We start from the raw sequence: 12896 nt of genomic DNA, 5'->3' as shown, positions 1-12896 counted from the left end.
GCCGGGCATGGGCTCGGCTCTACAGGGAGCGCCGCGCCGCTATTCCCCGATCCACCCTTCCAGCAGGTCGGCGAACTCGTCGGCGTGTTCTTCCTCCTGCGCCAGGATCTCTTCAAGGATGCGCTTGGTGGTGGTATCGCGGTCGCCGATGAAGTTGATCATCTCGCGGTAGCTGTCGATGGCGATCCGCTCGGCGACCAGGTTCTCGCGCACCATGTCGCGCAGGTCGCTGCCTTCCTTGTACTCGGCGTGCGAGCGCGCGGTCAGCGTGTCCGGATTGAAGTCCGGCTCGCCGCCAAGCTGCACGATGCGCTCGGCCAGCTTGCCGGCGTGCGCCTGCTCCTGCTGCGCATGCTCCAGGAACTCGGCCTTGACCGCGTCGGCCAGCATGCCCTTGGCCATGAAATAGTGCCGGTAGTAGCGGAGCACGCACACGTACTCGGTGGCCAGGGCATCGTTGAGCAGCTTGATCACGACCTTGCGGTCGGCGCTGTAGCTGTCGGTGATCGCGCCGTCTTCGATGTTGTGCCGAGCACGCTCGCGCAGGGTCTGGCGGTCACTGATGCCGGGAATCCCGGCGGCGGGCTTGCTGGCTTTGGCTGGCTTGCTGGACATGGCTGGCCGTTTCCTTTTGCAATGGGGGGTCAGGTGGGCAGGTGTTCAAGTACGTATTCGGCGGACGACATCTCGAACTGGCCGGGCTGTTCGATCCAGGCGGCGCGCACCACGCCATCGACCACGTACAGCGCGAAGCGCCGCGAGCGGATGCCCATGCCCGAGGCGCTGGCATCGAGCTCCAGGCCCAATGCGCGGGTCAGCTCGGCATTGCCGTCGGACAGCATCAGCAGGCCGTCGGGCACCTTCTGGTCGGCTGCCCAGGCTTTCATCACGAACGGGTCGTTGACCGCCATGCAGTAGACATCGATGCCGCGCTGGCGGAAGGCCTCGAATTTTTCGACGTAGCCGGGCAGGTGGCGGGCCGAGCAGGTGGGCGTGAACGCGCCGGGCACCGCAAACAGCACGACCTTGCGGGCGTCGAACAGCGAATGCGTATCAAGCGTTTCGATGCCCTCGCGGATGCGCTTGAGGGTCACTTCCGGAATGCGGTCGCCGACATGGATGGTCATGGTGAACTCCTTGCTGGGGGCAGGCTAGTGGGCCGGATGGGACAGGGGCGTCAAGACATTGGAAACCCGGTGTGCAGGCCCCATCTTCAGGCCTCGTGGCGGGGGCTTCCAGCCCTAGCGTGGTGCATCGGCAGGGCAGCGGCATTGCGCAGGATCAGTCGGCCTCACCGGGGCCGCACGAGGGGCGGCGTAGCATCGCCGGCGCGTAGAATGAACCCGGGGCGGCGCCACCGGCGCGGCCGAAGCGAATCGAGGTAGCTGGATGGAATTCAAGGATTACTACGCCACCCTGGGGGTGGAACCGAGCGCGGGCGAGGCGGAGATCAAGACCGCCTACCGCCGGCTGGCACGCAAGTACCACCCGGACGTCAGCAAGGAGGCCGGGGCCGAGGACAAGTTCAAGGCGGTCAACGAGGCCTATGAGGCACTGCGCGATCCGGAAAAGCGCGCGGCCTACGACCAGCTGCGCGCACAGGGCTATCGGCCGGGCGAGGAGTTCAACGTGCCGCCGAACTACGGCGGTGCCGGAGGCTTCAATTTCGAGGAAGTGTTCGGTGGCGGTGGCGCCAACGGCGGCTTCAGCGACTTCTTCGAAAGCCTGTTCGCGCGCCAGCGCGGCGGTGCCGGCCCGGGCCCGGGCTTCAGCAGCCAGGGCCACGCGCCCAACCGCGACACCCGCGCCAAGCTGTCGGTGCCGCTGGAAGCGGCCTACAACGGCGACAGCCTGCGCATCACCGTCAACGGCAAGCAGCTGGACGTGCGCGTGCCCAAGGGCATCCGCCCGGGCCAGGTGATCCGCCTGGCCGGGCAGGGCAACCATGGCGGCAACCTTCTGCTGGAGGTGGAGTACGCCGCGCACCCGCAGTTCGAAGTCGATGGCCGCAACATCCTCTATACGCTGCCGCTCACGCCGTGGCAGGCCGCGCTGGGCACCAGCATCAGCGTGCCGACCCTGGGCGGCGCGGTGGAACTGAAGATCCCGGCCGATTCGGATGCCGGCCGCAAGCTGCGCCTGCGCGGGCGTGGCCTGCCGGGCAACCCGGAGGGCGACCAGATCGTCGAAATCGAGATCGTGGCGCCGGCGGCGACCGACGAGGCGCAGAAGAAGGCCTACCGCAATCTGGCCAAGGCGTTCGGCGAGGCCATTTGAAGGTAGTGCCGGCCGCTGGCCGGCAACTTCATTGCCCTGGACGGCGATGCGTGGTTGCCGGCCAGCGGCCGGCACCACCGCGCATTCAGCCCTGCCCGGCGAACACGCGCTCCAGCACCTCGGACAGCTCGTCTTCCGAGAACGGCTTGGTGATGTAGGCCTTGGCGCCCTGGCGCATGCCCCACATGCGATCGGTGTCCTGGTCCTTGGTGGTCACCAGGATCACCGGGATATGCCGGGTCGCCTCGTCGCGGGCGAGGGTACGGGTGGCCTGGAAACCATTGAGGTTGGGCATCACCACGTCCATCAGGACCAGGTCGGGCAGTTCGGCCTTGGCGGTTTCGACCCCTGCGGCGCCATCGGTGGCGGTCAGGATCTGGTGCCCGAGCTTCTCGACGATGCGCTGTATCCCCAACAGCTGCGACGGTGAGTCGTCGACGATCAGAATGCGTGCCATGTTGTTCCCCATGTAATGCCCGCAGTGTAGTGCGGGCACCTTATCGGCGGGAGGGGCGCGATTGCCGTCCGTCGCCTGCCTGCGACGTTCAGTCGATCCGCACTACGGTGCGCCCCAGCGAACCACCGGACAGCATCCGCTCGAACACCGCCGGCAGGCCATCCAGGCCCACCTCGGCGGTGCAGATGCGGTCCAGGTGCTGCGGTTTCCACTCGTCTCCCAGCCGTGCCCACACGTCCTCGCGCAGGTTGCGCGGTGCATTGGCCGAGGACACGCCTAGCAGCGATACGCCGCGCAGGATGAACGGCATCACCGTCATGTCCAGCGCCGGGCTGGCCGCCAGGCCCGCACTGACCACGCTGCCATAGGGCACCGTCTGCGCCAGCAGGCCGGCCAGCATCGCGCCGCCCGCATTGTCCAGGCCCCCGCCGAAGCGCGCCGATTGCAGCGCAGCGGTATCGGCCAGCGCTTCGCGCGGCAGTACCTCGGTGGCGCCGATGCTGCGCAGGAAGTCGGCCTGGTCCGGTTTGCCGCTGACCGCATGCACCGTGTAACCGGCACGGCTGAAGATCGACAGGGCCAGCGCACCGACACCGCCGCTGGCGCCGGTGACCGCCAGCGGGCCGAGCGCCGGGGTCTGCCGGTTGTCCTGCATGCGCAGCAGGGCCAGCGCCGCAGTGAATCCAGCGGTGCCCAGTACCATCGCCTCGCGCGCGCTCAGCCCGGCCGGCTGCGCGATCACTGCACGCGACTCCAGCCGCACATACTGGCTGTAGCCGCCGTCGCGGGTCTCGCTGAGGCCGCAGCCGGTGGCCAGCACGGCATCGCCTTCACGCCAGTCCGGATCGGTGCTGGCAACCACCGTGCCGGCCACATCGATACCCCCCACCAGCGGGAAGCGGCGCAGGATCTTCCCTTTGCCGGTGCCGGCCAGGGCATCCTTGTAGTTGACCGAAGACCACTGGGCGCGGATCAGCACCTGCCCGGGATTGAGGTCGTCGATCCGGAGCTGGGCCAGGCCGCTGCGGTAGCCGGCGTCGTCGTTTTCGATGCGGAAGGCGGTGAACGGGGTGGTGGGGGCCATCGGCGTTGCCTGACTTCGAGGAAAACGCCACCTTACCCCGTCGGCCCCCTTTCGATCCTGCCGATCCGCCCCATCTTGTATGATCGGTGATGGTTTCACGGCTGGCGCCGCGGGAAGGGCCCGCGCCGCAGCCCACATCTTGATGGAGCGTGCATGGCCTGGAATACACCCGGCGGCAACAAGGGCGGACAAGGCCCCGAGGACAATCGACGCGGGCCGTTCGGGTCGCGCGGCGGTGGCAATGGTGGTGGCTGGGGCGGACTGCCCGGGCCGCTGAAGGACCTGTTCGACGGCGGCATCGTGCGTTGGGTGGTGGCCGCCGTGGTGCTGCTGGTGCTGTTCTCCAGCTTCCAGCTGATCGGCGAACAGCAGCGCGGCGTGGTGCTGCGCTTCGGCCAGTTCTCGCGCATCCTGCAGCCCGGCCCGAACTTCAAGCTGCCGTGGCCGATCGAATCGGTCACCAAGGTCAACGCCACCGAGATCAAGACGTTCTCGATCCAGGTGCCGGTGCTGACCCGCGACGAGAACATCGTCAACGTGTCGCTGAACGTCCAGTACCGCATCGACGATCCGCAGCAGTACCTGTTCGGCACCGTCGATGCCAACCAGGTACTGGAGCAGTCGGCGCAGAGCGCGGTACGCGAGGAAGTCGGCCGCGCCGACCTCAATGCCGTCCTGAACAACCGCGGCCCGCTGGCCGTGGCCGCCGAGGAGCGCCTGCAGGCGCTGCTGAAGGCATTCAAGACCGGCCTCACCGTGACCGGCCTGACCCTGCAGGATGCCCGTCCGCCGGAAGAAGTGAAGCCGGCCTTCGACGAGGTCAACGGTGCCCAGCAGGTCAAGGAGCGCCTGATCAACGAAGCCCAGGCGTACGCCGCCAAGGTCGTGCCGGAGGCCCGTGGCCAGGCCTCGCGCGCCCGTACCACCGCCGAAGGCTACAAGCAGGCCGTGGTCTCCAAGGCCGAAGGTGATGCACAGCGCTTCAGCCTGTTGCAGGCCCAGTACAAGGACGCGCCGGAAGTGACCCGCAAGCGCCTGTGGCTGGAGACCGTGCAGCAGGTGCTGAGCGAGAACCGCAAGGTGATCGGTGGTGATGGACGCCAGCTGATCTACGTGCCGATGACCGGCGATACCCGTCCGAGCACGTCGGCTCCGGCCGCCGTGGCCAACCCGGACGTGGTCATGCCGTCGCTGCCGGGTGCAGCGGTGGAAGCTTCCCGTGATCCGGGCCGGCCGGTGGGCCGCCCGACCGGGCGACCGAGCGGCCGTGAGGAGGGCAGCCGATGAAGAGTCCAATCTGGATCGCCGTGATCGTGGCGGTGGTGCTGGGCCTGCTCGGCTCGGTGTACGTGGTCCGCGAGGACCAGACCGCCATGGTGCTGAACCTGGGCAAGGTGGTGCGTTCGGACATCAAGCCGGGCCTGCACTTCAAGGTGCCGGTGGTGGAAACGGTGAAGGTCTTCGACCGCCGCTTCCAGGTGCTCGACACCGCGCCGGCGCGCTACTTCACCGCCGAGCAGAAGGACGTCAGCGTCGACTTCTTCGCCATCGGCTACATCTCCAACGTAGGTGACTACTTCCGCGCCACCGGCGGCGACCCGCGCGTGGCCAACGCCCGCCTGGCGCCGATCATCACCGATTCGCTGCGCAACCAGATCAACTCGCGCACCTTGCAGCAGCTGGTGTCCGGCGACCGCAGCGAGCTGATCGCCGAGCAGTTGAAGGGGATCAACGAGGCCGTGGCGGGCCTGGGCATGCAGATGATCGACCTGCGCATCAAGCAGGTGGACCTGCCGACCGACAGCCAGGTCATCAACGATGTGTACGAGCGCATGCGTGCCCAGCGCAAGCAGGAAGCAGCCAAGCTGCGCGCGGAAGGCGAGGAGCAGTCGCTGACCATCCGCGCCCAGGCCGACCGTGACAGCACCGTGCTGATCGCCGAGGCCGAGCGCGATGCACAGCGCCTGCGCGGTGAAGGTGACGCGGAAGCCACCCGCATCTACGGCAAGGCCGGTTCGGCTGATCCGTCGTTCTACGCGTTCTACCGCAGCCTGGAGGCGTACCGCGGCTCCATGACCGACGGCAACGGCGTGATCGTGCTCGACAAGAACGACCCGTTCCTGCAATACCTGAAGAACGACCGCTGAGGTCGCAGGGCATTACCCCACGGGGCCCGGCCAACTGCCGGGCCCCGTGCTTTTTCCGGAGTTCCCCCATGAAAGATCTGTTCGCCGCCGTCTGCCTGGTGGCGGTGCTGGAAGGCCTGTTCCTGTTCGTTGCGCCGTTTGCCTGGAAGCGCATGGCCGAACGCCTGCTGGACCTGCCCAGCCCGGCCCTGCGCAGCTTCGGGGGGCTGGTGCTGCTGGCCGGCCTGAGCCTGCTGTGGTGGGCGCGCCACTAGCAGGGTAGTGCCGGCCGCTGGCCGGCATCCCGGGATTGCCGGCCGGCGGCCGGCACTACCGGGCGGGGCCTGAGCGGCCGGCACGACCGGGCGGGGCGGCTGACCGGCCGGTGAAGCCGTCCGTCGGAAAGGTGGCAGCGGACCCCGGAAACCCGGATAATGCACAAAAGCCGGACGGGCCTCCCCGTTCGGCTTTTTCCGTGTCTGGGCCTTCCATCGCCGGCCGCTCCCCGTTTGGAGCCGCCCTCCAGGTGGTGGCCAGCCCCGCCACGGTTTACCCGTCCGCGGCCCCGATGGCCGCAACAAATCGAGGAGCCCGTCATGGGTCAGTCTGTCGTAGTGTTGGGTGCCCAGTGGGGCGATGAAGGCAAGGGCAAGATCGTCGATCTGCTCACTGAGGAAATCGGCGCCGTCGTGCGCTTCCAGGGCGGCCACAACGCCGGCCACACCCTGGTCATCAACGGCAAGAAGACCGTCCTGCACCTGATCCCGTCGGGCATCCTGCGTGACGACGCGCTGTGCCTGATCGGCAACGGCGTGGTGATCTCGCCGGCTGCGCTGCAGAAGGAAATCGCCGAGCTGGAAGCCTCCGGCGTGGAAGTGCGTTCGCGCCTGAAGATCTCCCCGGCCGCGCCGCTGATCATGCCGTACCACATCGCCCTGGACCAGGCGCGCGAGCGCGCCGCCGGTGGCAAGGCGATCGGCACCACCGGGCGCGGCATCGGCCCGGCCTACGAAGACAAGGTGGCGCGTCGCGGCATCCGCATCGCCGACCTGCATTACCCCAAGCAGCTGGAAGAACTGCTGCGCACCGCGCTGGATTACCACAACTTCGTGCTGACCAAGTATCTGAATACCGATGCGGTCGATTTCCAGAAGACCTTCGACGAAGCACTGGCCTTCGGCGAATACGTGCAGCCGATGAAGTCCGACGTGGCCGGCATCCTGCACGACCTGCGCAAGCAGGGTAAGCGCGTGCTGTTCGAAGGTGCGCAGGGTGCGCTGCTGGATATCGACCACGGCACCTACCCGTACGTCACCAGCTCCAACACCACCGTCGGTGGTGCACTGGCCGGTTCCGGCGTCGGTGCTGATTCGATCGACTACGTGCTGGGCATCGCCAAGGCCTACGCCACCCGCGTCGGCGGTGGCCCGTTCCCGACCGAACTGGACGACGAAATCGGCCAGGGCATCCGTGACCGCGGCGCCGAGTACGGTGCGTCGACCGGCCGTCCGCGTCGTTGCGGCTGGATGGATATCGTCGCGCTGAAGCGTGCGGTGGCCATCAACGGCATCAGCGGCCTGTGCATCACCAAGCTGGACGTGCTGGACGGCATGGAAAAGCTGAAGGTCTGCATCGCCTACGAATACAACGGCAAGCGCACCGAGTACGCGCCGCTGGACGCGCAGGGCTGGGAAGAATGCACCCCGGTGTACCTGGAGTTCCCGGGCTGGAGCGAGAACACCCACGGCATCACCCAGTGGGACGACCTGCCGCCGGCCGCACGCGCCTACCTGCGTTCGCTGGAAGAGCTGGCCGGCTGCCCGATCAGCATCGTCTCCACCGGCCCGGACCGCGACCACACCATGGTGCTGCAGGATCCGTTCGCCTGAGGTAACGCCGGGCGCTTTCCGGCATAGGTGACCGCAAAAGGCCCCGCGAAAGCGGGGCTTTTTCGTTATTGAGCGGCAGGGGCCAGCGGGAAAGCGACGCGATGACCAGGGTGTCAACGTGCGCTACAGGGGCGGACCCAGGGGTGCTGCTGCGCATCGATACGCCCACCGATCATGGAGACTTCACGGCCGCGGCGACGCATTGCCACGCGGCCGCTCATGGTTGCGGATAACCGTGCTGGAGGTCGATCCGGCGCTGGCGGGGCAACCGGCAGACATCGAGCTGCAGCCTCCGCTGGATCTGCTGAAGCTGACCGACCTCGATTACCTCTGGCTGTGGCCGTTCTTCCTCTGGAAGAGGGCGTCGCTGTTGCTGCTGATTCCTGGGGCTGCGTTGGCTGTCATCACTTTGGCGTTGCGGCGCTGGCAGCGCCGGGCATCAGTGCCGCCGATTTCAGCAGCGGATAGGGATTGATCGACTCTCCCTTCCACCACTGTTTTTCCGGCCCCAGCACATGCACCTCGAAGTGCAGGTGCGGGGCCTCGGCGCTGGCGTTGCCGGTGCTGCCGACGAAGCCGATCACCTCCCCGCGTTTGATCACCTGCTTTTCCGCCAGGCCGTCGGCATAGCGCTGCAGATGCGCGTAGTAGTAGCACCAGCGTCCGCTGGGCTCGAACTGGTAGATCGTCAAGCCGCCGCGTTTGCTGTCGAACAGTTTTTCCACCGTGCCATCGGCCACCGCGAGTACCGGCGTACCGGCATCGGCCAGGATGTCGATGGCATCGTGCACACGGCCTTCGCTGCGCGCATCGGTGAAGGTGTCGCGCAGCTGCGAGGCCGCGACGCCCTGCACCGGCAGCAGCAGGCCGGACGGCGCATCCGCAGCCCGCGCGGCTGACGGTGCGGTTGGGGCGGGGACAGGGGCCGTGGCGAGCGGCGCGACGGATTCCTTCGCCGGCGCCACAGCGGCTGCCGGTTGTGCTTCCGGCAGCGAGGCGGCTACCGGCTCGCCTGCATCGCGGTGCAGCCACCAGCCGGCCCCCAGTCCCAGCAGCACGCCCAGCACGATCAGCTGAGAAAGGCGCATCGGCTCACTCCTGCATCAGCACGGGTACCGAGGTGTCTACTGCGTCGGCCACGCGCAGTGCATCCCAGTTGGTCATGCGCACGCAGCCATGTGACTCGGTCTTGCCGACATGCCCGGGCTCGGGCGTGCCATGCAGGCCGTAGTGTGGCTTGGACAGGTCGATCCAGACCCGGCCGACCGGATTGTTCGGACCCGGCGGCAGCGTCGCCTTCTTTTCGCCCTTGCGCGCATCCCAGAACAGCTTGGGGTTGTAGTGGAATGGCGGGTCGCGGTAAACGCCCAGGATCTTCCATTCGCCGATCGGCAGCGGATCATGCTGGCTGCCGGATGAGACAGGCACCTGCGCGATCACCTTGCCCTGGACATCCAGCAGTTGCAGGGTCGAGTCGGATTTGTCGACGACCACCTTGGCTGCCTTCGGCAGTGCCGATGGTGCGATGTTGGGCACCTGGATGCGGTTGCCGGCCTTGCTCAGATCCACGCCCGGATTGAGCAGCTTCAACAGCTCAGGGGATGCGTGGAAGCGTTCGCCCAGCGACTCTTCGACGTTGTTGAAGCCCAGCGATTTCAGTTTGGCCTGTGCGGCGGGGCCCTTCGGCACCGCTTGGAACGGCCCGGCGACATCCTCGCTGGTCAGCGTGTAGCTGGCCAGGGGGGGGACCGTATCAGCCTGCAGGGCCTTCCAGGTCGCGTCGTCCAGTTCACCGGTGACGGTCAGGCCGTGCGCCGCCTGGAAACCCGACACCGCGCGCCGCTGGTTGCTGCCCACTTCGCCGTCGATCTGGCCGGGCGAGAAATTCGCGCGATCCAGCAGCACCTGGGCGTGCAGGGCGGAGCGTGCTGCGGTGTCCGGCCCGGCTTTTTCAGCGATCGGGGCGGGAAGGCCAAGAGGCGCAGCCTGCGCAAAGACAGAAGGTGCCAGCAAGGTGAGGGACAGCAAAGCGACGCGGGCTGAAAGCATGGGCGGCTCCAAGGGGATGCCCGTCCACCATGCCAGCGGAGCACGAGCAGCCCGCGTGAAAAGCCTGACCCACACCTGAGCAGTCTGTCTTCACGCAGCTTTGGCAACTGTATGCGCGTGGTTGCCGCGCATGCTGAAGGCATGTCGCTCTCCGTAGCGCCTGATCATGTCCGGCAGAGGAAGAGTCACTACCTCGAGTGGTGGGTTCCAGGCAGGCGAGCTGCGGATGTGAATCCGCTGCGCTTCGCCTCCGGGGAGCCAGAACTCCAGGGTGATCGTTGCCGATGCCTGCTCCACCTCAGCAAGGTGACGGTGCAGCAGAAGTCCATACAACTCAATGTTGTCCAGATCCTTCTGCGCTTTCTCCTTCAAGGAGGGCGCCTTCTCGTCTTCGTCGCGACGGCTTCGCTGATGCCAGTCGGGTGCGATGGGGTAGTACTTGAAATCGACCACGGTGTACGCGGAGCCGCGTTGCAGCAACAGGTCGGGACGGCGACAGAGTCCGTTATGGGCGAACATTGAATGCTGTCGCTGTCCCCAGGTGTCCCGTTGCTCGATGGCGATGGGGTGGGATGGGAGATAAGTACTGTCACAGGTGAGGACGGATGTGCCGTGCGTGTCGCTCGCCTGTTGCAGGGCATCATGCAGGCACATGGATTCCCAGACAGGCCAGAAATCCCGCATGCCCCAGACCTGGCCCTGCTGCACACTACCTGCGAGCGCGGGATGAAGGTAGCGTTCCAGTGCTGCATGCAGCGAAAGAAACTCCGCGCTGCGCAGCGTTGCCTGCCGGTAGCACGTTCTCAGGAGTTGCTGGAGTCGCCGCAGCAGCAGCTCCTGTGCCCAGGCATCACCTTCATGCAGCGAGTCACCCTCGCGCAGATGGCGATGGCGGAAGTCCGTTGCGCGCTGTACGGCATCCATGGTGAAGCGTCCCCAGATGATGCCGGGATCGATCTGCAGCAGGTTGCGATAGAAGTCGTCAGCGAGAAAAAAATACAGGCCGACGATGTCGGCGGTCCCGCGTTCGCATACGCTTCGCCGGGTGGGAAGCTTCGGAAAGAAGGGGGCGTCGTCGTCGTTGAACAATGCATGGTGAAGCTGGCGGTCAGCGTACTTCAGATTGCCATCCTGCCGCCGCGCCATCTGTGAGCGAAGTGAAAGCAGTCGAAGTGGATTGGAATGGTTGAACAGCGAGTCGATGGCAATGGCGTCGACGAACGAAGCGGGGGCCGCTGCAAGTCCACGTCCATGCGTGTCTGCCTCAACGCCGTCCTGCTGCGGTGCATGTCCGAGATCTGATTGGACATTCCTGAAAGCGGCGAAAGCCAGGTAGAGCAGACGGAATGCGTCGCGGGGCGCGGTGGAGGTCGGCATGCCATGCGGCACGCGAAGCTCGGTGCGCCCATCTTCCACGAACAGGCCCACAGCGCTGGACCCAGCCGCGACGACGCTGACGTCATGCAGCTGCATGCAGATCTTCCGAAACAGTGAAGCTGCGGATGAAGTCATCGCGTCGGGCGGAAAACTGTCCGAAGGTCCTCAGTGATTCCGGGGGAATACGCAGCCATTCTGCAAGTGGGGACTTGTCCCTTTCGAAGACGTTGTCCCACAGGTAGAGGAATAGCTTTCCCTCGATATCACTGGCGGCGATATGGTGGGCAATGGGATGGACTTCCTGTGTCACGGCAAGCGCTTCGACGAAATCCTCAATGAGCATCCCGTCCTTGGTCTTCTGGAAGTTTATCTTTGACTTGTAGTAGGGGGATGAGCCGCTGATGGCAAAGGCAATAGTCTTCAATTTGCGCTTGGCGGACTCGTCAAAGCCCGAGAGTGTGTCGATTGCCTTCAAGGTCTCGGCATTGCAGGATTTCCGGAGCTTGCAGAATGCATCGTCGAACCTCTGGCTGTAGTCCGCGCCCTGCATGTACTCCGCAGCCCCTGGGGCAAGCTTGCGCAGTTCGGCAATCGATGCAGCGTGCGTCTGTTCGAGCGTCGCGGGTGGTGTTGTTGCAGCGATGGCCCGCGCCTTGATGAACCAGGGGCCGATCAGTTTGTCGTCGAGATTCGGAGAGGTGCATTTCTCGACGATCATCGCATTGAGAGCATCCACCAGCATCTTCCAGGTAACCGATGGGTGGCCTTCGATCGTTGCATTGGCCTGCGCAGCGGGAACTGCATTGAACTCGGCTGGACTGAACTGGAAATTCCAGCGGCGCTTGAATGCAGAGTCCATGAAGAAGATCGATTCGTCGCCAGTGTTCATGGTCCCGATCAGGTAGAGATTCGCCGGAAGTCTCAGCATGCGCTCATCTTCGATACGACCGATCAGCGTGGAGGAGTCTCTGTCATCGCGAGCTTCAAGTTCGCGGATCTCGTTGATCAGCGCCTGCACCGTCAGTTTCGAGGCACAGACGGAATAGCTGGATTGCCCGTCATCGTCACGGTCCAGCAGCTGGAAGATGTCGCCGAAGATTTCCGCGCAGTTGCCGCGGTTGATTTCGTCAATGAGCAGGACAACGTTGCGAGGCGGCGAATCGGCCGTGCCATGCTCTGAACGGTGTAGGGCAAGTGCCAACGCGCGGATGAAGGGGCCGGCATGCACTTGGTAATGGACCTTGTTGCCCTCGGACAGTGGCAACAGGCGGGAGACGAAATCGCCGTAACCAAACTCGGCGTGGAACGTCACGGGGATGACCTCGTCGGGGCGAATGCCGAGCATCGGCGTCTTCTCATGCCGGGCCTTGTAACTCTTGCTGGTTCCCGGTGGGCCGAAAATAATCAACTGGTGGGGAAGATCGTGGCTCATCAGATGTATCCATTCATCTTCAAGGATCGATTCGATTCTAAGGGGCCACGATGTAGGCGGGCACCCTTGGCAGCATGGAAGGGAACTTTAGGGTCGCTAGCGCCAGGAATTGACGCCATCACCTCTCTGAACCGCACCCGGACGAGCGTGGCAGCTCCCATCAAGGCGCTTCGGGCCACGCCGATAAGGGCGCATCCCCCCGTTT

General features: G+C 65.5%; 13 protein-coding genes. 5 read left to right on the top strand and 8 right to left on the bottom strand.

All coding sequences use genetic code 11. The features are described from left to right. Nucleotides 1–39: 39 nt before the first annotated feature. Both BLS66_RS02470 and BLS66_RS02465 read right to left on the bottom strand, forming a co-directional pair. Nucleotides 40–615, bottom strand: a complete 576-nt coding sequence (locus BLS66_RS02470; protein WP_049468795.1) for a ferritin-like domain-containing protein — start codon at nt 613–615, stop codon at nt 40–42. Between the two features lie 29 nt (nt 616–644). Further along, nucleotides 645–1127, bottom strand: a complete 483-nt coding sequence (locus tag BLS66_RS02465; RefSeq protein ID WP_049468797.1) for a peroxiredoxin — start codon at nt 1125–1127, stop codon at nt 645–647. Between the two features lie 262 nt (nt 1128–1389). Between BLS66_RS02465 and BLS66_RS02460 the strand changes: the two genes are divergently transcribed. Then, a complete protein-coding gene (locus BLS66_RS02460) occupies nt 1390–2277 on the top strand; it encodes a DnaJ C-terminal domain-containing protein (protein ID WP_057493465.1) in 888 nt (295 codons plus the stop codon). Nucleotides 2278–2362: 85 nt separating this feature from the next. Here the strand turns inward: BLS66_RS02460 and pilH are convergent, their stop codons facing one another. Together pilH and BLS66_RS02450 are read right to left on the bottom strand one after the other, a co-directional pair. Continuing rightward, nucleotides 2363–2734 carry a twitching motility response regulator PilH gene (gene pilH, locus BLS66_RS02455; RefSeq protein ID WP_005410644.1) on the bottom strand — a complete coding sequence of 124 codons (372 nt, stop codon included), beginning with the start codon at nt 2732–2734 and terminating at the stop codon, nt 2363–2365. Nucleotides 2735–2822: 88 nt separating this feature from the next. After that, a complete protein-coding gene (locus BLS66_RS02450; protein WP_057493464.1) occupies nt 2823–3818 on the bottom strand; it encodes a YhdH/YhfP family quinone oxidoreductase in 996 nt (331 codons plus the stop codon). A 153-nt stretch (nt 3819–3971) separates the two neighbouring features. Between BLS66_RS02450 and hflK the strand changes: the two genes are divergently transcribed. The 4 genes from hflK to BLS66_RS02430 all read left to right on the top strand — a co-directional run bounded on the left by hflK (nt 3972) and on the right by BLS66_RS02430 (nt 7833). Next, a complete protein-coding gene (gene hflK, locus BLS66_RS02445) occupies nt 3972–5105 on the top strand; it encodes an FtsH protease activity modulator HflK (RefSeq protein ID WP_057493463.1) in 1134 nt (377 codons plus the stop codon). Then, a complete protein-coding gene (hflC, locus tag BLS66_RS02440; protein ID WP_014648031.1) occupies nt 5102–5965 on the top strand; it encodes a protease modulator HflC in 864 nt (287 codons plus the stop codon). Before hflK ends, hflC begins: the two co-directional genes overlap by 4 nt. A 68-nt stretch (nt 5966–6033) precedes the next feature. Beyond that, entirely contained in the window at nt 6034–6219 is a 186-nt protein-coding gene (locus BLS66_RS02435; RefSeq protein ID WP_005410640.1) for a DUF2065 domain-containing protein, read from the top strand. Nucleotides 6220–6540: 321 nt separating this feature from the next. Further along, nucleotides 6541–7833: an adenylosuccinate synthase gene (locus BLS66_RS02430; protein ID WP_049468806.1), complete on the top strand. Its 1293-nt coding sequence runs from the start codon at nt 6541–6543 to the stop codon at nt 7831–7833. A gap of 404 nt (nt 7834–8237) precedes the next feature. Here the strand turns inward: BLS66_RS02430 and BLS66_RS02420 are convergent, their stop codons facing one another. From BLS66_RS02420 to BLS66_RS02405, 4 genes are all read right to left on the bottom strand, one after another. Then, the gene (locus tag BLS66_RS02420) at nt 8238–8921 is read right to left on the bottom strand and encodes a M23 family metallopeptidase (protein ID WP_074724996.1); all 684 of its coding nucleotides are present in this window, start codon (nt 8919–8921) and stop codon (nt 8238–8240) included. 4 nt (nt 8922–8925) lie between these two features. Next, the gene (locus BLS66_RS02415) at nt 8926–9882 is read right to left on the bottom strand and encodes a L,D-transpeptidase family protein (protein ID WP_074724995.1); all 957 of its coding nucleotides are present in this window, start codon (nt 9880–9882) and stop codon (nt 8926–8928) included. Nucleotides 9883–9972: 90 nt separating this feature from the next. Further along, a complete protein-coding gene (locus tag BLS66_RS02410; protein WP_057493460.1) occupies nt 9973–11355 on the bottom strand; it encodes a hypothetical protein in 1383 nt (460 codons plus the stop codon). Continuing rightward, entirely contained in the window at nt 11342–12691 is a 1350-nt protein-coding gene (locus BLS66_RS02405) for an McrB family protein (protein WP_074724994.1), read from the bottom strand. Before BLS66_RS02405 ends, BLS66_RS02410 begins: the two co-directional genes overlap by 14 nt. Nucleotides 12692–12896 lie beyond the last annotated feature (205 nt).

The organism is Stenotrophomonas pavanii, from assembly GCF_900101175.1.
Lineage (GTDB): Bacteria > Pseudomonadota > Gammaproteobacteria > Xanthomonadales > Xanthomonadaceae > Stenotrophomonas > Stenotrophomonas pavanii.
Note: the sequence above shows the minus strand (reverse complement) of the source record. Positions and strands in the feature narration are given on the sequence as shown.